The organism is Agromyces cavernae (assembly GCF_021044935.1).
Classification (GTDB): domain Bacteria; phylum Actinomycetota; class Actinomycetes; order Actinomycetales; family Microbacteriaceae; genus Agromyces; species Agromyces cavernae.
This window is the reverse complement of record NZ_JAJNMP010000001.1, coordinates 481100-504272: the sequence shown is the minus strand read 5'-3', so window position 1 is coordinate 504272 and position 23173 is coordinate 481100. Positions and strand designations below refer to the sequence as shown.

General features: G+C 70.5%; 21 protein-coding genes. 12 read left to right on the top strand and 9 right to left on the bottom strand.

Annotated features, from left to right (window positions below):
* Positions 1–107 precede the first annotated feature (107 nt).
* Complete coding sequence (locus tag LQ757_RS02305) at positions 108–500, top strand: phage holin family protein (protein WP_231045587.1); 393 nt, start codon at positions 108–110, stop codon at positions 498–500.
* Between the two features lie 34 nt (positions 501–534).
* On the opposite strand, the gene LQ757_RS02300 is transcribed toward LQ757_RS02305, so the two are convergent.
* The 3 genes from LQ757_RS02300 to LQ757_RS02290 are packed head-to-tail and all read right to left on the bottom strand — an operon-like array spanning position 535 to position 2518.
* Entirely contained in the window at positions 535–1401 is an 867-nt protein-coding gene (locus LQ757_RS02300) for a hypothetical protein (RefSeq protein WP_231045586.1), read from the bottom strand.
* Positions 1398–2165, bottom strand: coding sequence for a hypothetical protein (locus tag LQ757_RS02295; protein ID WP_231045585.1), 768 nt, complete (start codon positions 2163–2165; stop codon positions 1398–1400). Before LQ757_RS02295 ends, LQ757_RS02300 begins: the two co-directional genes overlap by 4 nt.
* Positions 2162–2518, bottom strand: coding sequence for a PadR family transcriptional regulator (locus tag LQ757_RS02290; RefSeq protein ID WP_231045584.1), 357 nt, complete (start codon positions 2516–2518; stop codon positions 2162–2164). Before LQ757_RS02290 ends, LQ757_RS02295 begins: the two co-directional genes overlap by 4 nt.
* A gap of 143 nt (positions 2519–2661) precedes the next feature.
* On the opposite strand from LQ757_RS02290, the gene LQ757_RS02285 reads away from it, so the two are divergent.
* On the top strand, positions 2662–3507 hold the full coding sequence (locus tag LQ757_RS02285) for a PIG-L deacetylase family protein (protein WP_231045583.1): 846 nt from the start codon (positions 2662–2664) through the stop codon (positions 3505–3507).
* Positions 3508–3555: 48 nt separating this feature from the next.
* Here the strand turns inward: LQ757_RS02285 and LQ757_RS02280 are convergent, their stop codons facing one another.
* Positions 3556–5292, bottom strand: coding sequence for a SulP family inorganic anion transporter (locus LQ757_RS02280; protein WP_231045582.1), 1737 nt, complete (start codon positions 5290–5292; stop codon positions 3556–3558).
* A gap of 141 nt (positions 5293–5433) precedes the next feature.
* On the opposite strand from LQ757_RS02280, the gene LQ757_RS02275 reads away from it, so the two are divergent.
* From LQ757_RS02275 to LQ757_RS02255, 5 genes are all read left to right on the top strand, one after another.
* A complete protein-coding gene (locus LQ757_RS02275; protein ID WP_231045581.1) occupies positions 5434–6789 on the top strand; it encodes a sensor histidine kinase in 1356 nt (451 codons plus the stop codon).
* A complete protein-coding gene (locus tag LQ757_RS02270; RefSeq protein WP_231045580.1) occupies positions 6786–7625 on the top strand; it encodes a response regulator transcription factor in 840 nt (279 codons plus the stop codon). The genes LQ757_RS02275 and LQ757_RS02270 overlap by 4 nt, the downstream gene beginning before the upstream one ends.
* Before the next feature lie 221 nt (positions 7626–7846).
* Complete coding sequence (locus LQ757_RS02265; RefSeq protein ID WP_231045579.1) at positions 7847–8188, top strand: ArsR/SmtB family transcription factor; 342 nt, start codon at positions 7847–7849, stop codon at positions 8186–8188.
* On the top strand, positions 8181–8651 hold the full coding sequence (locus tag LQ757_RS02260; RefSeq protein WP_231045578.1) for an SRPBCC family protein: 471 nt from the start codon (positions 8181–8183) through the stop codon (positions 8649–8651). Before LQ757_RS02265 ends, LQ757_RS02260 begins: the two co-directional genes overlap by 8 nt.
* On the top strand, positions 8651–9211 hold the full coding sequence (locus LQ757_RS02255) for a dihydrofolate reductase family protein (RefSeq protein WP_231045577.1): 561 nt from the start codon (positions 8651–8653) through the stop codon (positions 9209–9211). The genes LQ757_RS02260 and LQ757_RS02255 overlap by 1 nt, the downstream gene beginning before the upstream one ends.
* 27 nt (positions 9212–9238) lie before the next feature.
* Here the strand turns inward: LQ757_RS02255 and LQ757_RS02250 are convergent, their stop codons facing one another.
* Positions 9239–10579: an MFS transporter gene (locus LQ757_RS02250; protein WP_231046289.1), complete on the bottom strand. Its 1341-nt coding sequence runs from the start codon at positions 10577–10579 to the stop codon at positions 9239–9241.
* Between the two features lie 202 nt (positions 10580–10781).
* Between LQ757_RS02250 and LQ757_RS02245 the strand changes: the two genes are divergently transcribed.
* From LQ757_RS02245 to LQ757_RS02230, 4 genes are all read left to right on the top strand, one after another.
* Positions 10782–11666 carry an ABC transporter ATP-binding protein gene (locus LQ757_RS02245; RefSeq protein ID WP_231045576.1) on the top strand — a complete coding sequence of 295 codons (885 nt, stop codon included), beginning with the start codon at positions 10782–10784 and terminating at the stop codon, positions 11664–11666.
* Positions 11663–12847, top strand: a complete 1185-nt coding sequence (locus LQ757_RS02240; RefSeq protein ID WP_255680982.1) for an ABC transporter permease — start codon at positions 11663–11665, stop codon at positions 12845–12847. The genes LQ757_RS02245 and LQ757_RS02240 overlap by 4 nt, the downstream gene beginning before the upstream one ends.
* Before the next feature lie 371 nt (positions 12848–13218).
* Positions 13219–15096 carry an alkaline phosphatase family protein gene (locus LQ757_RS02235; protein ID WP_231045575.1) on the top strand — a complete coding sequence of 626 codons (1878 nt, stop codon included), beginning with the start codon at positions 13219–13221 and terminating at the stop codon, positions 15094–15096.
* A 155-nt stretch (positions 15097–15251) separates the two neighbouring features.
* Positions 15252–16334, top strand: a complete 1083-nt coding sequence (locus LQ757_RS02230; protein ID WP_231045574.1) for a threonine aldolase family protein — start codon at positions 15252–15254, stop codon at positions 16332–16334.
* 86 nt (positions 16335–16420) lie between these two features.
* Here LQ757_RS02230 and LQ757_RS02225 read toward each other — a convergent pair whose 3' ends face one another.
* The 4 genes from LQ757_RS02225 to LQ757_RS02210 all read right to left on the bottom strand — a co-directional run bounded on the left by LQ757_RS02225 (position 16421) and on the right by LQ757_RS02210 (position 21720).
* Positions 16421–18346: a cell wall-binding repeat-containing protein gene (locus LQ757_RS02225; protein ID WP_231045573.1), complete on the bottom strand. Its 1926-nt coding sequence runs from the start codon at positions 18344–18346 to the stop codon at positions 16421–16423.
* Between the two features lie 125 nt (positions 18347–18471).
* A complete protein-coding gene (locus LQ757_RS02220) occupies positions 18472–19521 on the bottom strand; it encodes a zinc-dependent alcohol dehydrogenase family protein (RefSeq protein WP_231045572.1) in 1050 nt (349 codons plus the stop codon).
* Positions 19522–19631: 110 nt separating this feature from the next.
* Entirely contained in the window at positions 19632–21233 is a 1602-nt protein-coding gene (locus tag LQ757_RS02215) for a carboxylesterase/lipase family protein (RefSeq protein WP_231045571.1), read from the bottom strand.
* 4 nt (positions 21234–21237) lie between these two features.
* Positions 21238–21720 (bottom strand): aromatic ring-opening dioxygenase LigA, encoded by a 483-nt coding sequence (locus LQ757_RS02210; RefSeq protein ID WP_308195537.1) that lies wholly within the window; start codon positions 21718–21720, stop codon positions 21238–21240.
* Between the two features lie 186 nt (positions 21721–21906).
* Here LQ757_RS02210 and LQ757_RS02205 point away from each other — a divergent pair, with 186 nt between their 5' ends.
* Complete coding sequence (locus tag LQ757_RS02205; RefSeq protein ID WP_231046286.1) at positions 21907–23169, top strand: MFS transporter; 1263 nt, start codon at positions 21907–21909, stop codon at positions 23167–23169.
* Positions 23170–23173 lie beyond the last annotated feature (4 nt).

Below are 23173 nucleotides of genomic sequence, written 5' to 3'. Positions count from 1 at the left end.
ATGCCCCGATGCAGTCCGTCGCAGACCGGCGCAGCGCCGAGCGACGCCGATCCGAAGGACCCGTCTTCCTCCTGCGCACCGACCACGTGAAGGGCTAGCCTCAACCCATGGTGCGCTTCCTCATCCGCGCGGCGATCTTCCTCGTCACCGCCGCCCTCGGCCTGCTCGTCGCCTCGTGGCTGCTGCCCGACTTCAACATCGAGTGGGGCGGGTTCCTCGTCGCCACCCTGGTGTTCGCGATCGCGCAGAGCGTGCTGTCGCCGTTCATCTTCAAGATGGCGCATCGGTATGCGCCCGCCGTGATCGGCGGCATCGGCCTCGTCTCGACCTTCGTCGCCCTGCTGATCGCGAGCCTGTTCCCGAGCGGCATCCAGATCTCGGGCGGCGTCGTCACGTGGGTGCTGGCGACGCTCATCGTCTGGCTCGTCACGGCGCTCGGCGCCTGGTTGCTGCCGCTCATCTTCCTGAAGAAGCGCGCCACCGCACGCAGCGAGGCATAGCAACGCGCCGGGCCGGCGCCCCACGGCCCCCAGCTCAGTGCATGTTGTCGTTGCCGGTGACGTGCGTCGCGTACCCCGAGCAGCCGGCGTCCTGCCAACGGTAGGCCGCACCTCCACCGGCGTCGCCGCCCATGGCCGCGCCCCATGCGGCCTGGGCTTCGTCGCCCAGGTCCGCGGGCATGCGTGGGTCGACCCTGGGGTCGGACGGCTGGTGCTCGGGGTTCCACCACTCGAAGTAGCGCACGTCGAAGCCGGCCTCGGCCATGCACTCGCGCACGGCCTCCTCGTACTCCAGTGATCTCTCGCGCGGCGTCGGCTTCGAGGGATCGTCGGGCGGCACCGGGGCGGTGAGCGGTGTTCCCGCCGCGCGAGCGGCCTCGGCGGCAGCGACGCCGACGTCGGCGCACCCTCCTCCGGGGTTGTAGATGTCGGGTCCGTAGAGGGCCTGCGTCCAGAGCACCGAGGTCTCGAAGTCGAGCCCGCTCGGCTGCGGGCCCTCGTCGATCCACCAGAGGTTCGGCAGGTATTCGAATCCCGCGTCGTTCATGCACTGGCGAACGACCGCGTCCTGGCCGAGGTACTCGGCGCGTTCCTCGGGGCTGACGTACTCGGGGTCGCCCGGTTCGAGGTACGGGTTGTAGTCGGCCGCCATCGGCCCGGTGCCGGGGAGGCGCTCGTCGCTCGCCTCGGCGACCGCGGGCGGTGTCGCGACCTCGGGCGCCGGAGGCTGCTCGGTCGGCGCCGAGTCGACGCCGACCGCGCCGTGGTGCGTGGGCTCCGCGGACGTCACCGGCGTGGATTGACCGGCCGCGTAGGCGGCTGCCCCGAGTGCGACGACGGATGCTCCGCCGAGCACGGCACCCGAGATCGCGACGATCGCGGCGATGCGTTGCAGGTTCATGCGCCGACTCCTTCGGTGAAGGGCTCGGTGGCGACATCCGTTCGACGAGGTTTCGATCCCCAGAGCGATCTCGCCGCTGGCAGCCACCACGCGGCCATCGCGACGAAGAAGGTCACGCCGGCGGCGGCGAGGCTGCGATTCACGAGGATGGCCTGGGCGAGGGCCGACGTGTAGAACTCGCCGAGGGTGACGCTCGAGGCGATGAGCGTGTACATGCCGAAGCGGATGAGCACGTAGCTCGCGCCGGCGAGCCAGAGTGCGCCGAACCAGCGCAGCCGGGGGATCGCCGTGAGCACCGCCCCGAGGAGCGCCATCGCGAGCCCGACGATCCCGGCTGCGACGAGGTCCCACGCACCCGCCCAATCGCCCGACCCCATGCTCGCCGACGTGCGCACGACGACGAGCACGCCCCACGCGATGAGCAGCGCCGTGGCAAGATGCGCGAGCGCGGGCAGCGCGAGGGGGAACGTACCGCGAGGGGCCGTGAGCGCAGCCCGCCGGAGGCGGGCATGCCGCCACGCGAGGTCGGCCGGGATGCCGCGAAGCATCCGCCCGACGATCGCCCGGGATGCCCCGGGGCCGCCGGTCTCGGCGGCGAAGGCGCGTTGCTCGTGGAGGTCGGAGGCGAGCTCCGCGATCCGGCCGGTCGCGACCTGCTCAGGCAGGTCGCGCGTGTACCAGCGGCACCACCCGAGCACGGCGGCATCGATGCGGTCGGCCGCCGTGGGCAGCACGACGGCCTGCCCGATCAGCTCGCTGTTCATGCGAACGCCGCCTTCGGCTGCCGAGCTTCGGCCGCGGCACGCGCACCGAGCTCGGCGCGATGGGCGAGCTCGCCCGCGCCCGTCACCCGATACAGCCGTCGTCGCGGTCGGCCCTCGGCCTCGGCGAGCGCGGCGTCCTCCCACGTGGGCTCGAGCAGGCCCGCGTCGGCGAGGCGGGCGAGCGCCTTGTAGAGCGTGCCGTGCGCGGTGAGGGCGCTCGAGTCGCTGTACTCGGCGATGCGCTTCGCGAGCGCGAACCCGTAGAAGTCGCCGTCTTCGCCCTGCAGTTCCATGCCTGCAGCGAGGATGTGCATCTCGAGGTCGAGCAGTCGGCCTTCACGTCTGCGTGCCATGGAGAAAGAATAGGAAGATATCTTCCTATTCGCAAGAGGCACCTGGATGCCGAATGCGATTCGGCGTTCGGCACCTCCCGGGTTACGATGCTCCGCACCCGAAGCCGCCACCCGGCGGCATCCCGAACCCGAAAGCACCCACCATGCGCAAGCGCACCGTCGCGCTCATCGTCGTCGTCGCCGTCGTCCTCGCCCTCGTCGGCGGGGCCTACTGGGCCGGCCGCCACCTGTTCTACGAGCCCACCGCCAAGGGCGTCGACTCGGTCATCGGCGAACTGGGCGGCACCCGGGTGCTCGGCGTCTTCGCCCATCCCGACGACGAGCAGACCGTGAACGGGCTGTTCTTCCGCGCGAAGCAGCACGACGGCGCCTACACCGCGATGATCACCGCGACGCAGGGCGAGGCAGGCCACCAGACGCCCGTGGTCGCGCGGCAGGAGGACCTCGGCGACATCCGCAAGGCCGAAGCGCTGAAGAACAGCTTCAACCTCGGCGTCGACCGCCACGTCGTGTGGGACTACCCCGACGGCGGCGTGCCCGAAGCCGACGACGAGCTCGTCGCCCGCGTCGTCGCCGAGATGCGGCGTGTGCGCCCCGACATCGTCGTCGCCTTCTGGCCCGAGTCCGGCGCGACGGGCCACCCCGACCACATGGAGATGGGACGCATCACCGAACTCGCGATCGCCGAGCTCGAGGCATCCGACGGCTCGTATACCGGTCCCGACCACGTCGTCTACACGATCAGCCCCTCAGGCGCGCTCGCCGCGTTCGGCGGTGAGACCGGCGCGTTCGTCGTCGAGAACCAGCCGAAGCCCGAGTACGCGATGGCCGCCGAGGTGGCGAAGAAGCACGAGGGATGGACCATCCACGCGTCGCAGGCGAACTTCATGCCCGAGGCGTACATCCTGCCCACCTGGCTCGTCTATTCGTTGTGGGACCAGGAGTTCTACCACGTGCGCGACCTCGGGGCCGATCCGCTCTCGCATTAGATCGAGCGGGTCGGATGTCGCGGCGCCGACTCACGACCCGGATGCGAGTCACCGCCGCTGACGCACCCACTCCCCGGCGTCTTCGTGCGCGCGGTGCACGGCCTCGCCGACCCACTCCGAGCTCTCGTAGACGCGATCGGGTCCGAGTCGTTCGAGCAGGCCCCCGGCCTCGAGCTGGCCGCGGATCCGCTCGCCGGCGATCACGAACCACAGCGTCGAGTCGTTCTTCTCGAGGTCGTCGAGGTAGCGGTCGAACACCGCGACGAACGACAGGCCGAGCTCGTCGATGCCGCGAAGCCGCAGGATGACCACCGATCCCCGCGACGCCGGTTCGACCTTCGGCAACTGCGCCTCCAGGACGGGAGCGCTCGCGTAAGCCATGTTGCCGTAGGGCTGGAGGACCACGACCTCGTGCGGCGGCAGGACCGGCACCGGATCGATCTCCCGCAGACGCCCTTCGGGGTGGAACTCGAGCTGGCGCACCCTGAGCCGGTTCGACTGCTGGGCCACGAACAGGATGATGCCGAGCCCCACCCCGACGAGCACGGCGAACTGCAGGGGGATGATGAGCGTGAGCGCGAAGGTGACGGCCATGACCGCCGACTGCAACGGCCCGGTCTTCACGACCGAGAGGATGCGCGCGGGCTTGATCGCCTTCACCCCGACGACGATGAGCAGTCCGGCGAGCGCCGGCATCGCGACGAGTGAGACGATGCCCGATGCCACGAGGATGACCACCGCCATCACCGAGGCCGCGATGAACAGCGCGAGTCGAGTGCGAGCGCCCGCAGCGACGGTCAGCGCCGACGCCGACATCGAGCCGCCGACGGGCATGCCCCGGAACACGCCGGAGACGATGTTGCCGACACCCTGGCCGATGAAGTTGCGCGAGTCATCAGCGGGCTTGCCGTCGGCGTTCGGAACACCGGCGGCGACGGCGGCGCCCTGCACGAGCCCGACGAACGCGAGCGACAGCGCCGGCACCGCCAGGTACGCCAGATCGTCGAGGCTCGGGAGCACCGGGAGCGGCAGCCCCGTCGGCACGTCGGCGACATCGTCGACGGTGAGCACGGGCCAGTCGAACACGTACGTGAAGAGGGCGGCGAGCGCCGACCCGACGATGATCGCGACCACGAGGCCGAGTGAACGCAGCGGTGTCCGCGTGAGCACGACGATGAGCGCGATCGTCACGATCCCGACGATCAGGGTCGGCAGGTCGAACAGCCACACGTGCGCGAACGTGTCGACGGCGCGGAAGAGCCGGTTCGCGCCCCTTCCCGCGTATCCCGTCAGGTTCGTCAGCTGTCCGAGCACGATGTTCACGCCGACCGCGGTGACGAAGCCCACCATGACGGCGGTGGGCACGAAGCGCAGCATCCGACCGCCCTTGAGCAGTCCCGCGATGATCATGAACACTCCCGTGAGCATCGCGAGCGTGAAGAGCGCGCGATCGGGGTCGGGCCGCGTGCCGAGATCGGTGTCCGAGACGATGAGCGCCATCGCCCCGGTCGCCTGCACCGCCATGAACGAACTGCTGGTGGCCAGCGCGGCGCCCGCCAGCCCGAACAGGAAGGCGTAGAGGCCCGCTACCGGGTTGACCCCCGCGAGCAGGCCGATCGCGAGCCCGTCGGGAACGCTCTCGACGCCGAGGATGGTGCCGGCCAGGGCGTCCTTGCCGAGTGTCTCGCGCCGGAACACCCCACGGATGCGGCGCCAGCGTGCGGCGAACCACGATTCGGCCGCGCGCGAGGGCGTGCCCGGCGAATCGTCCGGTGCAACCCCCATCGCGCATCCCTCCGATCGGCGCACGTGCCCTCGGCATCCAGAGCGTATGCCCGGGCGCGGCTCCGGCGCTACCCGGACGCGCCCCGCCGAATCCGCCGCACGACGGATGACCCTTCCCGACCCGCTCGCTAGCGTTGAGGAATGAGCGCAATCCCGGCACCGCCCGTGATCGACGGCGTCGAGTGGGTGCGCCCCCGGCCGGGCCGCGCCGGCCTGCGCAACGACCTCGTGCTCGCCCTGGTGCTGCTCGTCGGGCTCTCGGCGAGCGTCGTGCTCTACCGCATCACGGGATGGGGCGAGGACAGCCCCTGGTGGGCCTCCGTCATCTGGGTGCCCGCGATGTCGCTCCCCCTCGCCGCGCGACGTCTGCAACCCGAGATCGTCGCGCTCGTGGCATCCGTCGCCTTCATCGTCGGCGCGGTGACGATGGCCGGCGAGGCACTCATCAGCAACATCTGCCTGTTCGTCGCGATCTACACCGTCGGCGCCTGGGGCCGCAGTCGCCGGCGCGCGACGATCGTGCGCGGCGTGATCGTCGTGGGCATGTTCGCGTGGCTCTTCTGGGGGCTGATCTTCTACTCGGCCGTGCAGGACTACCTTCCCGACCTGCCGCGCGACGGCGCTCTCTCGCCGTACGTCGCCTACGGACTCATCAACGTGCTCACCAACCTGCTCTACTTCGGCGGCGCGTGGTACTTCGGCGACAACGCGTACCGCTCGGCACGCTCTCGGGCGGAGCTCGAGCAGCGCACCGCCGAGCTCGCGACCGAGCGCGAGCGCACGCGCGTGCAGGCGGTCGCCATCGAGCGGTTGCGCATCGCCCGCGAACTGCACGACGTGGTCGCCCACCATGTCTCGGTGATCGGCGTGCAGGCCGGGGCGGCGCGGCGGGTGCTCGCGAAGGATCCCGATGCGGCGTCGGCGTCGCTCTCGGCGATCGAGTCGAGCGCGCGCGATGCCGTCGACGAACTGCACCGGCTGCTGGGCACGCTGCGCGGCACGGCCGACACGGGTGAGGTCGCGGTCGCGCCGGCGCTCGCCCTGATGGATGAGCCCGCGATCACGAGCACGTCGACCCGTGGCGTCGACCGCATCGACGAACTCGTCGCCGAGTCGACGGCAGGCGGGCTGCCGACGACCCTCGCGATCGTGGGCGAACCGCGGCCGGTGTCGCCGGTGGTCGGGCTCAGCGCCTTCCGCATCGTCCAGGAGGCGCTGACCAACGTGCGCAAGCACGCCGGTGCGGCAGCCACGGCCGACGTCCGCGTGCGCTGGTCCGACGAGACGCTCGAGATCGAGGTGACGAACACGGGCAGCGTCACGCGCGCGGTCGGTCACGGGGTGACGGATGTCCCGGGCAACGGCCTCGGGCAACTCGGAATGCGCGAGCGCGTCGCCGCAGCCGGAGGAACCATCGAACTGGGGCCGCGCGCCCGCGGCGGGTACCTCGTGCGAGCGCGATTCCCGATGCGGCGGGACGAGGAGGTGCCCAAGTGAGCATCCGCGTGCTCGTCGTCGACGACCAGGCGCTCGTGCGCGCCGGGTTCCGCACGATCCTCGACTCCGAGGACGGCATCGAGGTCGTCGCCGAGGCAGCCGATGGCGCCGCCGCGATCGCCGCGGTCATGGAGTTCGCGCCCGACGTGGTGTGCATGGACGTGCAGATGCCCGGCATGGACGGACTCGAGGCCACGCGACGCATCACCGCGGACGCGACATCCGACGCCGCCGTGCTCGTGCTGACGACGTTCAACCGCGAGGACTACCTCTTCGCCGCACTCGAGGCGGGCGCGAGCGGGTTCCTCCTGAAGAACTCGAGCCCCGAGCAGTTGATCGAGGCCGTGCAGGTCGTCGCCCGGGGCGACGCGCTGCTCTCGCCCGATGTCACCCGCCGCGTCATCGAGGCGGTCGCGCGCCGCGGCACGCCGCCCTCGGCTCCCGCTCCCGCCCCGCCCGCCGCGCCCACCGCTCCCACCGCTCCCACCGCTCCCACCGCTCCCACCGCTCCCACCGCTCCGGAAACAGGAAGACACGCCGAGCCGGCACCGAAAACAGGAAGCAGAGACGGCCGCGCCGCCCGAGTTCCTGTTTTCGGAGCGGCAACACTGGCAGGAATGCCGGCGGAGCTCGCCAGCCTCACCGACCGCGAGCGCGAGGTGCTCGCACTGCTCGCCGAGGGTCTCTCGAACGCCGAGATCGCCGGGCGCATCTGGGTCGGCGAGGCGACGGTGAAGACGCACGTCTCGAAGGTGCTCATGAAGCTCGGCCTGCGCGACCGCGTGCACGCCGTCGTCTACGCGTACGAGCACGGGGTGGTGCGGCCGTCGACGTGACCGGCGACGCCATCACCGGCGCGCCGCCACACCGGCTTTCGCCTGCTCGACCACGCCACCCGATGCAGGAACTCGGTGCAACCCGACGCGCCGCGGCCGCGCCACGGCCGCGCCGCCGACGTGTCGGGGGCGGGGGACTTCCTGCTTCGCGGGATCGGGGGTTGACGCAGCATCCGCACCTGCCTACAGTTAAGCACATCATTACATAAGGAGTTGCTTACATGGCAGCTGTGGGCGACGAGCTCAGCCTCGTGTTCCAGGCGCTGGCCGACCCGACGCGGCGCGCGATCATCTCGCGCCTGCGCGGCGGGCCGACGACCGTCGGCGAACTGGCCGAGCCGTTCGCCATGAGCCGACCCGCGATCTCGCAGCACCTCAAGGTGCTCGAGCGTGCGGGCCTCATCGAACGCACTGCCGACGCGCAGTGGCGCAGGTGCACCCTCCGCACCGAACCGCTCGACGAGGCATCCGCTTGGGTCGAACGCCACCGCGACGAGTGGAACGAGCGCTTCGACGCGCTCGACGAGCGACTCCGCGAACTGAAAGGACAGACCGATGCCTGAGCAGACGGCAACCGGCAGCAAGCAGTTCTCCATCACCCGCGTCTTCGACGCGCCCCGCGATCTCGTCTGGCAGGCCTGGACGACCGAGGGCGAGGCCTCCGCATGGTGGCACCCGCGCGGCATCGAGATCAAGCCCGGCAGCATCGCCTTCGACGTCCGCCCCGGCGGCCGCTACGCCTACACGATGGTGAACCCGGCCGACGGTCAGGAATACCCGACGGTCGGCGTGTACCGCGAGGTCTCGCCGCCCGAGCGACTCGTGTTCACCTGGGCGTCACCCGGCGACCCCGACGACGAGGCGCCCGTCATCACGGTGGAACTCAGCGAGCTTCCCGAGGGCCGCACGCAGATGCACTTCCACCTCCTGGGCTGGGACGGCGCGCCCGGTGACGACAACGTCTACGACGGCTGGGACTCCGCATTCGACATGCTCGCCGAGCAGCTGGCCGGCGGAGGCGCGTGATGGGCCGCCTCGCGGTGGAGCAGGTCGTGACCGTCGACGGGTACGCGGCCGAGCCCGACGGGGGCATCGGGTTCTTCGAGGCCTTCGCGCCCGAAGACCTCGTCGACGAGAACCAGCTCGAGTTCATGCAGCACGTCGACGCGATCCTCTTCGGCGCGAACACGTACCGGATGTTCACGGACTACTGGCCGACCGCCGACGCCGACGCCGAGCCCGTCGCCGAGCCCATCAACCGGCTGCCGAAGTTCGTGGTGTCGAACACGCTCGCCGACGCGCCATGGGGCGACGGCTCGATCGAGATCCTCCGTGGCGACGGCGCCGAGGCCGCGGCCGCGCTCAAGCAACGGTTCGAACGCATCGTCGTGTGGGGCAGCCTGACCCTCGCCGACGCGCTGTTCGAGGCGGGCCTCGTCGAAGAGGTGCGCCTGCGCATGGTGCCCGTCCTGATCGGCGACGGCCGGTCGTTCACGCCGTCGGGCCTCGAGCGGCGACGGCTCGCGCTCGACAGCATCACGCCGCATCCGAGCGGATACGTCGGCATGAACTACCGCGTGCGCTGAGCTACCGCGTGCGCTGAGCCGCCGGCGTCACCCCTCGGCGCGCACCGGCTCGTGCCGGTCGGCGGGCTCCGACGGCTCGTTGCCCAGGAACTGCTTCGAGAGCAGTCGGTACGCGCGCGTGCCGAATGCGAGCAGCGCGAGCGCGACGAGGGCGAGTCCGCTGAAGAAGAAGATGAGCGCGATGCCGCGTGCGTCGCCTTCGCCGACGAGCCAGCCCCACGTCGTCTGTCCGCCTGCTGAATTCATGTACGGGATGATCCAGAACTCGGCGATGGGGGCGATGAGGAACGCCGTGATCGGCGCCGCGGCGGCTTCGAACGCCTGCGCGAGACCGAACACGCGGCCCTGGCGTTCGAACGGCACGACCTTCTGGATCACCGTCTGCTCCGACGCCTCGACCGCGGGGATGAGCAGCATGTAGAGCCAGATGCCGGCCGCATAGAGGAGCCACCACTCGCGGATCGTGAACAGCGCTCCGAGCAGTCCCATCGCGACGGCGACGAGGAGCATCGTACGGATCGGGTTGCGCCCGAGTCCCCACTTCGCGATCACGAGTCCGCCGATGATGAAGCCGGTCGAGGCGACCGCGAACACGACACCCCACCCCTCGACCGGGAAGAGCGTGAGGCCGTACGGATCCATCAGCGCGATGTAGATACCGCCGATCAGGTTGTTGAGGGTCGTGAAGAGGATGAGGGCGAAGAGGCCGGGCGCGGCGCGGACCGCGGCGATGCTCCCCCGCAGGTCGACGGCGGGAGGGCGGCCGTCCTCGACGACCGGTTTCTGCTCGGGGATGCGGATGAAGAGCAGGTGCACGAGCGCGATCAGGGTCGCCGCGATGGCGATCGCGAGCGTCCAGCCCATGCCGAGGAGCCCGATCGCGAGTCCGCTGAACACGCTCGTCACGACGAATGCCAGTCCCTGCACGGTGCCCACCATGCCGTTGGCGTTCGCGTGTCGATCGACGGGGACGAGCAGCGTGACGGTGGTGGAGAGCGCGATGTTGCGCATGTGCTCGACGACCGAGCCGAAGAGGATGATGCCCGAGAACACCCAGAACCACGGACCGCCGAGGTCGACGAGGGCGGATTCGGGCTGCGCGAGATACAGCAGTCCGGCCACGACGAAGGCGCCGAGCGTGACGACACTCGCGAGCACCATCACGCGGTACTTCTTATGACGATCGACGATGGTGCCGAAGACGATGCCGAATGCGGCGATGAGCAGCATGTAGGCGCCGCCGATGATGCCCGTCGCAAGCACGGAGCGCGTCTCGAGGTACACCCAGAACGTGAGCGCGAACCAGAGGAAGCTCGTCGTCACGTTCGCGATCATCGTGTTCACGAGAACGTGCACGAACGTGCGCATGCCACCCGGCGGCGGCGTGATCGCCTGCGACGGCGACGACTCCGTCGCCGCTTCCTCCACTTCTGATCCGCTCAACTCCTCGGACACGCAAGCGACGATAATCCCCACCTCCGACATCCGGAACCCCTCCCCCTGACGGCGGACGACGAATACCCGCCACGAGACGGATGTCCCCACCACGCGACATCCGTAGCGTGAAGGCATGCTCGAACTCAGCAACGTCAGCAAACGCTACGGCGACCGCCTCGCGCTCGATCAGGTGAGCTTCACCGTCGGCGACGGCCGCCTCACGGGCTTCGTCGGCGGCAACGGCGCCGGCAAGACCACCACGATGCGCATCATCCTGGGGGTGCTCGCCTCCGACGGCGGCAGTGTCACCCTCGGCGGCGCACCGATCACCGAGGCCGACCGCCGGCGCTTCGGCTACATGCCCGAGGAGCGGGGCCTCTATCCCAAGATGAAGGTGCTCGAGCAGACCGTCTACCTGGCGCGCCTGCACGGTTGGGCACCCGCCGCAGCACACCGCAACGCGCTCGAACTGCTCGAGCGACTGGGCCTCGGCGAGCGCACGAACGACACGATCGAGTCGCTCTCGCTCGGCAACCAGCAGCGGGCCCAGATCGCCGCCGCCCTCGTGCACCAACCCGAGGTGCTCGTGCTCGACGAGCCGTTCTCGGGCCTCGACCCGATGGCGGTCGAGACCGTGCAGGGCGTGCTCGCCGATGTCGCCGCCGCGGGCGCCCCCGTGCTGTTCTCGTCGCACCAGCTCGACATCGTCGAGCGGCTCTGCGACGACCTCGTCATCATCGCCGGGGGGCGCATCGCCGCGGCCGGCCCGGGCGACACACTGCGCACCGAGCACGGCTCCGAGCGCTGGGAGCTGCTGACCGCCGGCGACGCCGGCTGGCTGCGCGAACAGCCCGGCATCCAGGTCGTCGAGTTCGACGGCGGCTGGGCGGTGTTCGAAGCCGAATCGGATGCCGCCCGCCAGGCAGTGCTCGCCGAGGCGGTCGCCCGCGGCGGGGTCGTCAGCTTCACTCGCGAGCACACCACGCTCGCCCAGATCTTCAAGGAGGTCGTGCGATGAGCACGGAACAGGGTCGGTCCGCCGGTCGCGTAGCGAGCGAAGCGAGCGAATCGAGACCAGGCACGGGGTCTCGATACGGCGCTGGCGCGCCTACTCGACCGGCGACCCCGAGCTTCGTCGACAGCGTGTCGCTGATCGCCGGACGCGAGATCACGATGCGGCTGCGCAGCAAGGCGTTCCTCATCTCCACGGGCGTGCTGATGCTCGCGGTGCTCGCGTCGGTCATGCTCGGCAGCATCTTCGGAGGGCAGTCCGAAACGACGAAGGTCGCCGTCATCGGCGGCGCGACCGCGGTGGTCGACGGCAACGACGCCCTCGAGGCGGTTCCGGCCGCCGACGAGACCGCCGCCGAGCAACTGCTGCGCGACGGCGAGGTCGACGCGATCGTCGCGCCCGCGGCATCCGACCCGCTCGGCATCACCGTGATCGGCTTGGACTCGACGCCCGACTCGGTCGTACAGGCGCTGTCGGTGCAGCCGACCGTCGAGCTGCTCGAACCCGCCGCCGTCGACCCGACCCTCGCCTACCTCGTGGCGTTCGGATTCGGCATCGTGTTCTTCATGTCGGCGCTCACCTTCGGCACGACCATCGCCCAGTCGGTCGTCGAGGAGAAGCAGACGCGCGTCGTCGAGATCCTGCTCTCTACCGTCACGGCCCGCGCGCTGCTCACCGGCAAGGTCATCGGCAACAGCGTGCTCGCCTTCGGGCAGATCCTCGCGATCGCCGCGCTCGCGATCCTCGGGCTCATCCTCACCGGGCAGCGGGTGCTGCTCGGCGGGCTCGGCACGTCGGTGATCTGGTTCATCGTGTTCTTCGCGATCGGATTCGTCATGCTCGCGGCGCTGTTCGCGGCGAGCGCGGCCATGGTGTCCCGCGCCGAGGACATCGGCTCGGTGACGACCCCGGTGACGATGCTCGTGATGATCCCCTACTTCCTCGTGATCTTCTTCAACGACAACCCCACGGTGCTCGCGATCATGAGCTACGTGCCGTTCTCGGCGCCCGTCGGCATGCCGATGCGCGTGTTCCTCGGCACCGCCGAGTGGTGGGAGCCGTTCGTGTCGCTCGCGATCCTGCTCGCCACGACGGCGCTCGCGGTGCTGATCGGCGAGCGCATCTACCGCAACACGCTGTTGAAGACCGGCGCGCGGGTGCCGCTCGGCGAGGCGCTGCGCGGGTAGGCGCGAGCGACGCGGGCGAGCGCACCGGCCAGCGCTCGCCGGCCCTTGGCTTACGCAGGAGAATGGGCCCCACACCCCGCTCTCACGGGGGTTTGGGGCCCATTCTCCTGAGTGGGCGAGAGCCCTGTTTCGGTCGACATGGGCAGATCGACGCCGCTGAGGTGTATCGACATGACGTTGCCGCGACAGGAGTTGTTCACCTTCCTTTGCCGCGATCCGACCGAATTCCGGCGCCGATCGCGTGAACCCGCGGCCAACATCTCTAGACAACTCGCGATTCACTTTGAACCAGGCAGCACCGGCTCCGAAGACTGGGACTGCGGCAGGCATCCGCCGCCGCGCATCCCACCCCGATTCGGAGGCCCATCGCCATGCCCTCGCCGAACCGCGCTCCTCGCGTCGTTTCGATCTCGTTCCTCGCCGCCGCCCTCGTCGCGGCGCCCCTCAGCGCCCAGGGCGCGACCGCGGCCCCCGCCGGCTGGCAGTCCGCCGCTCCCGTGACCTCCGACGGTCGCGCCGTGAAGACCCTCGTCGTCGGCATCGACGGCGCGAGCTTCGACTTCCTCGAGGCGGCCGAGATGCCGAACCTCGACGCGTTGCGCACAGCCGGGCTCACCGCCTCGAGCAACCTCTACGCGCAACCGTTGGCCGGCACCGTTTCGGGTCCGGGCTGGTCGAGCATCGCCACGGGCGCATGGCCCGACAAGCACGGGGTCGTCGACAACAGCTTCAGCGCCCCCCGATACGACCAGTACCCCGACTACCTCACCCGCGTCGAGGCGGCCGCGCCCGAGCGCTCGACGCTCGTCATCGGCACCTGGTCGCCCATCCCGCAGACCATCTTCGGCCCGGCCGTCGACGAGCGCATCGCCGGAGGCAACGATGTCGGCACGACCGCGCAGGCCGTCGAGCGTCTGCGCTCGGGCGACCCCGACGACGTGTTCATCCACCTCGACGAAGTCGACGGCGCCGGGCACTCGGTCGGCACGAACGGCACCGCGTACGGCGAGGCGTTGAAGCGCGCCGACGCGCAGCTCGGCGAGATGCTCACCGCCATCGACGCTCGCCCGACCCGGGCGGACGAGGACTGGCTGATCATCGTCACCGCCGACCACGGTCACCGGCCGGCCGGTGGCCACGGCGGCAGCACGCCCGCCGAGCGCAAGACCTTCGTCATCGCCTCAGGCCCGGGCATCGAGGCCGGGTCGGTGCGCAACGACGTGAAGGTCGTCGACATCGCGCCGACGGTGCTCGCCGCCGACGGCATCGCGACGGATGCCTCGTGGGACCTCGACGGCACCGCCATCGGCGAGCTCGAGGCCGACGACTTCGACGCCGTGCGCCCGCTGCTGCAGCCCAGGCTCGACGAGACGCGCCCGGCTGCCGGCGTGCTGGGCTGGACGCACACCGCCCCCGAGGGCTGGACGATCGACAACTCCGCCATGCCGAGCGGCGGGATCGCCGAGTGGACCGGCTGGTCGTTCACGACCGACGAGTTCTGGACGAACGTCGAGCTCGGCCAAGGTCGCGAGACGAGCGTGCGCAACCGCGATGTGTTCGCCGTCGCCGACTCCGATGAGTGGGATGACAAGGCCCATGCCGCTGGTGCGTTCGACTCCACGCTCGTGAGCCCCGCCTACCCGCTCACCGGCGCGAACGATGCGGTGCTCTCGTTCGCCTCGAACTACCGCATCGACGGGCCGCAGTCGGGCGAGGTCTTCGCGAGCTTCGACGGCGGCGAGCCCGTGCTGCTCACCTCGTACGGCTCGAACGTCAATCGAAACGAACGATTCGATCTCGCCGTGCCCGAGGGCGCGCAGTCGGTGCAGTTCCGCTTCCGCTACACCGGCACGAACAGCGCGTTCTGGACGGTCGACCGAGTGCGCTTCGAGCAGGCGCAGCCGACCGCCCCGAGCGCCCCGCGAGCCGTCGCCGTCACCTCGGGCGATGCGCGAGCGGTCGTGACCTGGCAGGCTCCTGAGAGCGACGGGCACTCGGCGATCACCTCGTACACGGTCACTGCGTTGCCCGTCGTCACCGGTGGCAAGTCGAAGCAGGCCGTGCCGGTCGTCGTCGAGACCGTCGAGGCCGAGGCCGCGCTCACCGGGCTGCGCAACGGGGTCGACTACACCGTGACCGTGACGGCGGCGAATGCGTACGGCGCCTCCGAGGCATCCGACGCCGCGACCGCGAGCCCACGCGTCTCGAAGGCGACGCCGGCAACCCCGCCGTCGAAGCCTCGGGGCTGATCGCACCGACGGGGCCGGGTCGCTGCGGTGGCCCGGCCCTTTCGCGTGCGCATCGCAAACCCGGCGCGGGATACGTGCGTCGACCTCATTCGGAACGCTGCTTCCCTGCGCCGTCCGCCACCACGGCGCACGCCCGTGAATGGGAGGATGGTCCGGTGACCCAGCAGCTCCACGACACGTCCTTCCGCGGCTTCGCCTCCGACAACTACTCGGGGGTTCACCCCGCGATCCTCGTCGCGATCAGCGCCGCGAACGACGGCCACCAGGTCGCCTATGGCGAAGACGTCTACACCGACCGCCTGCAGGAGGTGTTCGCCGAACACTTCGGCGCGGGCACCGAGGCGTTCCCGGTGTTCAACGGCACGGGCGCGAACGTCACCGCCCTGCAGTCGATGCTGCCGCGCTGGGGTGCCGTGATCTCGGCGAAGACCGCGCACATCAACTCCGATGAGGGCGGCGCGCCCGAGCGGGTGGGCGGCATCAAGCTGCTCGCGGTCGACGCGCCCGACGGCAAGCTCACCCCTGAGCTCATCGACCGCGAGGCGTGGGGCTGGGGCGACGAGCACCGCGCGCAGCCGCTCGTCGTGTCGATCACGCAGACCACCGAGCTCGGCACGGCGTACACGGTCGACGAGATCCGCGCCATCGCCGACCATGCCCACGGGCACGGCATGAAGCTGCACCTCGACGGCGCGCGGCTCGGCAACGCCGGTGCGTCGGTCGGGCTGCCGCTGCGCGCGTTCACGCGCGACGCGGGCGTCGACTTGTTGAGCGTCGGCGGCACCAAGAACGGATGCCTCGGCGCCGAGGCCGTCGTCGTGCTGAACCCCGAGGCGACCGAGGGCCTGAAGTACCTGCGCAAGCTCAACATGCAGCTCGCGTCGAAGATGCGATTCGTCTCGGCGCAGCTCATCGCGCTGTACGAGGGCGACCTGTGGCTGCGCAACGCTACGCATGCGAACGAGATGGCCTCCCGCCTGCGCGACGCGCTCGACGCGGGCATCGCCGCCGGTGAGCTGCCCGGGCTCGGGTTCTCGCAGCCGACGCAGTCGAACGGCGTCTTCGCGGTGCTGCCCAGTGGCGTGGCCGACCGGCTGCGCGACCGCGGGTTCAAGTTCTACGACTGGGACGCCGCGAAGGGCGAGGTGCGCTGGATGTGCTCGTTCGACACGAGCGAGGCCGACATCGACGCGTTCGTCGCGGGCATCCGCGACGAACTGGCGCGCCCGGCGGAATAGCCCCCCGAACAGCCGAGCGGATGTCCCGGGGCCGCGCCCGGGACATCCGCTCGGTGTCTTGTGCAGTCAGTCGCTCGGCACGGCGCTCACCTCAGGTAACCCTCGAGCGCCGTGAAGAGGTTGCTGCCGACGACGCCCGTTCCACCGAGCACCACGATGCGAGCGGGGTTCAGCCTCGCGAGTTCATCCGCCACGGGCGACGGGATCGTGTTCGTGTGCACGAGCAGCACCGGACCCGCGTTCATGCCGGCGACCGGCGCTCCCGCCAGGGCGTCGGGGAAGTTCATCCCGTTGGCCACGTACACCGTGCCGACGCCCGCCGCGAAGGTCGACGAGATCGACGCCGCGGTGCCGAACCGGTCGGGGCCGGCCTGACGCGTCACCGCGCCCGTCGTGTACTGGTCGAGCGACTGGAACACGGCGTTGCCGACGACGCCTGCGCCACCGAGCACCACGATGCGACCCGGGTTCAGCCGATCGAGCTCGGCCGCGATCCCGGAGGGGATCGAGCCGCGCTGTACGAGCAGCACCGGCCCGCTGTCCTTGCCGGCGACGGGCGCACCAGCCAGTGCGTCGGGGAAGTCCATGCCGTTCGCGACGTACACCACGCCGACGCCGGGGTCGTAGGTGTTCGACGAGATCGCGGCCGCCGTGCCGAACCGGTCGGGGCCGGCCGTGCGCGTCACCGCGCCGGTCGTGTACTGGTCGAGCGACTGGAACACGGCGGCTCCGATGACGGCCGAACCGCCGAGCACCACGATGCGACCCGGGTCCAGCCGATCGAGCTCGCCCGCGATCACCGAGGGGATCGAGCCGCGCTGCACGAGCAGCACCGGCCCGCGGTCCCTGCCGGCCGCCGGCGCACCCGCCAGCGCGTCGGGGAAGTTCATGCCGTTCGCCACGTACACCACGCCGACGCCCGCGTCGAAGTTCGCGTTCGAGATCGCGGCCGCGGTCGCGAACCGGTCGAGTCCGGCCCACCGCTCCACCGTCAGGGTCGGCTCGGGTCCCGGGCCGGGGCCGGGACCGGGACCGGGACCGGGATCAGGATCGGGGTCCGGACCGGGATCGGGGTCCGGGCCGGGATCAGGCGCGGACACGACGGTGAAGTTCAGCCCGCCGATGCCGAACGGGCTTCCCGCCGGGTCGGCGAGGCCGCTGGGCACCTTCCACAGAGCGGCGCCCGCGGCGCTCGCGCCGACCGAGCCGACGGGCCAGAGGTAGTCGAAGCCATTGAACGTCACCGCACCGAGCGGCCAGGTGCCCGCGTCGATCGGCACCGTTGCGGTGCCGACCCGCGAGGCGATGCCGCGGTTGGCGTCGTATGCGTTCCACTCGACGGTGTGCACGCCGCCCGCCGAATCGGTGAACGTGAAGGCGACCTGGTCGACCGGGAGCGAGAAGCGGAATGCGATCTCGAGCACGTCGCCGCCTGCGAGACCCCCTCCCGAGACTCGTCCGACGTTGGTCAGCGCCGGCGGACGCGACAAGTCGACCTCGGTCACGACATCGAACGTGATGCCGCTCAGATCGGGCAACGGGCCGGGGATGCCGGCGCCCTCGGTCTTCCAAACGAGATTGGCGTCGCCGGTGAAGCTCGCGGAGTGCTTCCAGCCGTCCCAGGCGAACGTGAACCCGTCGAGGGCGAAGGTGCCCCGCGGCCATGTCGGGTCGTCCACCTGCCCGACGGCTTCACCCGTCAGTTCGCCGGGGGGCAGGCCCTCGACCGCCTCATCGGCGAGGTTGCCGTTCCAGGTGACCTGCTGCTGACCGCCGAGCGAGTCGCTGAAGTGGAAGCTCACGAAGTCGACCGGGGCATCGAACTCCCAGGCGACGATGATGTCTTCGCCGTCCTGCACGACCGGAGTCGTCACCTGCGCCGACACGAGCGATGGAACCGGCGAGTCCACGGCGACAGCGGGAGGCGGCTGCCACAGTGCGAGCGATGTGCCGACCAGGAGCACGAGTGCGAGGAAGGCATTCGCGGTCAGTCTGCGGCGATTCACAATCATGAGAGATCCTTGATTTGCCTCCTCTCAGGGTACGAACCCGAGGGCACACCGCCGATCCCCAGTTCAGGGCACGCTGGCCGATCGCCGCCCGTCGCGGCCGCGACATCCGCCGGTCTTCCGAGCTTTCAGGGGCGCAGGAGCACCTTGATCGCACGGCGCTCGTCCATGGCTGCGTACGCCTCGGCGGCGTCGCGCAGCGGCAGTTCGAGATCGAACACGCGACCCGGCCGGATCGCTCCGGACCGCACGTCGGGCAGCAACTCCTCGATGTATCCGCGCACCGGTGCGACACCCCCGTTGACGCCGACGTTGCGGTTGAAGAGCGGCCGCACGGGCAGCTCGGGCCCGCCGTTCGGCGCACCGACGTACCCGACCATGCCGCCCGGGCGGGTCGCGCGGATCGCCTGGTCCATCGACTCCTTCGAGCCGACGCACTCGAGCACTCGATCGGCGCCGATGCCCCCGGTGATCTCCTGCACTGCGGTGATGCCGACGTTGCCGCGCTCGGCCACGAGGTGCGTCGCGCCGAAGTCGCGCGCGAGCTCTTGGCGCTGCGGATGCCGCGACATCGCGATGATCGTCGACGCACCGAGCCGTCGCGCCGCGATGATCGCGCAGAGGCCGACCGCGCCGTCGCCCACGACCGCGACCGAGTCGCCCGGGCCGACCCCGGCCGAAACCGCGGCGTGGTGGCCGGTGCCCATCACATCGGAGAGGGTGAGCAGCCCGGGAACCTCGTCATCGGTGACGGGTCCGGGCACCACGACGAGGGTGCCGTCGGCGAGCGGCACGCGCACGCGCTCGCCCTGCCCACCGTCGGCGAAGCCGCCGAACCGGTCGTCGCCGCCCCACCAGCCGCCGTGCAGGCACGACGTCGACACGCCGTTGCGGCAGTTGATGCACGTGTTGTCGCAGACGTAGAACGGGGCGATCACGAAATCGCCCACGGCGACGTGGGCGACCGCATCGCCGACGGCCTCGACCACGCCCACGAACTCGTGCCCGATGCGGTGCGGCGCGTGCGTCGGAGTGACACCGCGGTACGGCCACAGGTCGGAGCCGCACACGCATGACGCGACGACCCGGACGATCGCGTCCCCGCCGGTCGAGAGCACGGGGTCGGGCACGGTCTCGACGCGGATGTCGCGGGCGGCGTGGATGACGGTGGCGAGCATGGTTCGAGCCTAGAGCCGCAGGCGCCGGTCGAGTAGTGAGCGCGGCGAGCGTATCGAGACCCGACGAGTGGTCTCGATACGACCCTGGCGGGCCTACTCGACCGGCGGCATCACACGTGCGGCACGAATGCCTGCCACGCGAGCCGCTTCTCGCGCCGCGGGTCGCGCTCGACGCGGTCGACGCGGTCGAAGATGAGGGTGCGCCGCGTCGCCTCGTCGTACGCCGGCCAGTCGTCGAGCGGTGCTCCGGATGCCGCGAACGAGGTCCAGTGCGCCTGCATGCGCCGCCCGACCTCGCGGAACATGCGCCGCCCGCCGAGCAGCGTCAGCCCGACGCCGGTCGGGTTGTCGAACTTCTCGAAGAGCGCGAAGAGCTCGAGGCCGTGCGTCGCGTCGAGGCCGAGCAGTCGCGGCATGCGCGGGGCGGCGTCGAAGCGGTACATGAACACGGGGGCGTAGCGCGAGTGCCGCTCGGCCACCTTGACGCCCGGGAACCAGAACGTGAAGTCGCCCGCGAAGTCGGCGGCCGGTCGGCGCTCGGGCAGCCCCGGATACTGCCGCTTGATCGCCTTCCGCGCCTTCTTCTTCGTGTTCGCGAAGATCGCGCGGATGCGCGGCTTCGTCGTGGGCAGGATGCTGATGCGCCCCTCGAAGAGCGAGCCCTCGCGATCGTTCGTGCCGATGATGAGCGGCACCCGGTGCGCGAGGCCGTCGCGGAACGCATCGAGCGGACGGTGCGGCAGGAACTCGCCGTCGATCACGGGCGCGAGGCTGATGGTGCCGGGGTTCTCGTCGGGCGTGCGCACGGTGAGCGCGGTGGTCGCCTCGGCGAGCAGCATCGCGTCGGTCGCGCGGAGCATCGCCGCGGCATCCTCGGGTGACTCGCTGTCGAGGTCGTCGTCGTCGACGACGCGACTGAGGTGCTGCACGTACTCGCCGGCCCATTTCGCCGCGACATCCGGCAGGTAGACCGCGTTCGCCGGCGAGCTCTGCGAGATCGCACGCGCGAAGAGCCCTTCCGCGGCGGGCACCGTCAGCAGCGTCGTGACGGCATTCGCACCTGATGATTCCCCGAACAGCGTCACGTTCGAGGGATCGCCGCCGAACGCCCCGATGTTGCGGCGCACCCACTCGAGCGCGGCGACCTGGTCGCGCAGCCCGAGATTGCATTCGAACGGATGCCCCGGCGACGAGTACGCCCGGAAGTCGAGCCAGCCGAGCGCGCCGAGCCGATAGTTGAAGCTCACGTAGACGACCCCGTGCCGGCGCACGAGCCGCTCGCCCTGCTGCGGATACTCGCCCGACGACCCGACGCTGTACGCCCCGCCGTGGATGAACACCATCACGGGCAGACCGGCGGGTGGGTCATCCGAATCGGCCGGAGCGACCACGTTCACGCTGAGGCAGTCCTCGCTGCGCGCAAGGCGCGGCGAGGCACCGATGAACTGGCCATTGCGCTTCTGCGGGGCGACCGGTCCGTACTCGGTGGCGTCGCGCACGACGCTCCAACCGGGCGCGGGGAGCGGCGCCCGGAAGCGCCGATCGCCCGAGGTGTCTGCCGCGTACGGGATGCCCCGCCAGATGCGCACGCCACGTCGGTGCACGCCCCGCACCGGGCCGCGGTCGGTCTCGACGACCGACGCGGCGTCGTGATGCCCGGCGGCCGCAACCGTCGCGGCCGCGGCCGGAGCGTGGTGCAGCCCTCGCGTCATGGGGTCATGCGGTGCGCGTCGGCCTGGTCGCCACGGGCACGAAGATGCGCAGCGCCCATCCGAAGAGCACGAGCACGATGCCGACGCCCGCGGCGAACAGCGCCACGCCGTAGGCGACGACCGAGGTGAACAGCGAGGCGCGCAGGAACGAGGCGTTCATGACGGTCTCCCGCACGGGGTCGTCCTGGTCGAGCTCGGCATAGGTCTTGCCGCCGCTCGCCTCGAGCGCATGCATGTTGATGACGCCCGCCTGCACGAAGGCGTCGATGGGGCCGTCGACGACCTCGCCCGCGAAGATGGGCGCGTCGTCGGGGATGGTGATGTTCTCGGCCCGCAGCTGCGCGGTCACGGCGACCCACGCGACGATCGCGACCACGATCATGAGGATGCCCGCGATGATCCCCGCGAGCCCGATGAGACGGATGAGGCGGCCCTGCCTGCCGCTCAGCACGACCTCGTTCACTTCGTCCGATGTTGTCGCTGACATGGCGCCTCCCCATCCGAACCGATCCCCGTTGTCGCCACCCTAGCGAATCGGATGCCGCGGGCGAACGGCATGATCGCGGAAGTTCCGAGGTGTTCACCTGCCCGGCGGCGAAGGAGTCCCGTCGCGGATCACGGCTTCGGTTCGCGCGATGTCGGGGGTATCCGACAGGATGCTGGAGTGACGGGCATGAGAGGGTTCTGGGGCGCGCTTCCCACCGAAGGGCGATGGCTGCTGTCGACGGTCGCCATCCAGACGCTCGGCCGCGGGCTGACCCTGCCGTTCACGATCATCTACCTGCACGAGGTGCGGGGCTTCGATCTCGGGCTCTCGGGCGGGCTCATGAGCCTGATCGCGATCGTCGGGCTCATCGTGACCGGCCCGGGCGGCACGCTCATCGACCGCTTCGGCGCGCGCACGGTGCTGCTCACCGGGCTCGCGGCGATGATCGCCGGCTGCACCCTGCTCGCGTTCGCTACGCACCCCGCCGTGGCGGCGGTGGCACTCGTGCTGATCGGCGTGAACTTCGGCGTCTCCTGGCCGGGCTTCAACGCCCTGATCGCCGCGGTGGTCGACGGCGACCTCCGTCTGCAGTACTTCGGGGTCAACTTCGCGCTCGTCAACCTCGGCATCGGCGTGGGCGGCATCATCGGCGGGTTCTACGTCGACGTCGACTCGCCAGAGACCTTCACCGCGATCTTCCTCATCGATGCCATCAGCTGCCTCGTGCCGGTCGCACTGCTGCTCGGGCCGCTCCGCCACGTCCGCACCCAGGCCGAGCCCTCCGACGACGCCCCCACGACCGGCGGGTATCGCGAGATCCTCCGGCAGCCCGCGGTGATCTGGGTGACGCTGCTCACCTTCATCGCGATGTTCATCGGCTACGGCCAGATGGAGGCCGGGTTCCCGGCCTACGCGCGCCAAGTGGCCGAGGTCTCGACCCGCGTGATCGGACTGTCGTTCGCCGTCAACACCGCGGTGATCGTGCTGCTGCAGTTCACCGTGCTGAAGTACATCACGGGCCGCCGTCGCACGCGCGTCATGTGGGTGATGGCCCTGGTGTGGGCGTGCTCGTGGTTGATCCTGGGCGCCGCGGGGCTGCTGCCCGATTCGGTTGCGGCGGCGATCGGCGTGCTGGCGTTCATGGGCGTCTTCGCGTTCGGCGAGACCCTGCTGCAGCCCACGGTGCCCGCGGTGTACAACGACCTCGCCTCGGATCACAACCGCGGTCGCTACAACGCCATCAACTCGGCGGCGTTCCAGGGCGGCGCGATCGCGGGGCCGATCGCCGCCGGGCTGCTGCTCGACCAGGGCCTGTCGGCGCTCTACATCGTCATCATGGTCGCCGGCTGCCTCGGCATCGGTGTGCTGGCCACCGTGCTCGAGCGCCGCATACCGGCACGCGCGAACGGCGTGCGCGAGCCCTCGGCCGAGCCCGAGCCCGTCGACTGACGCC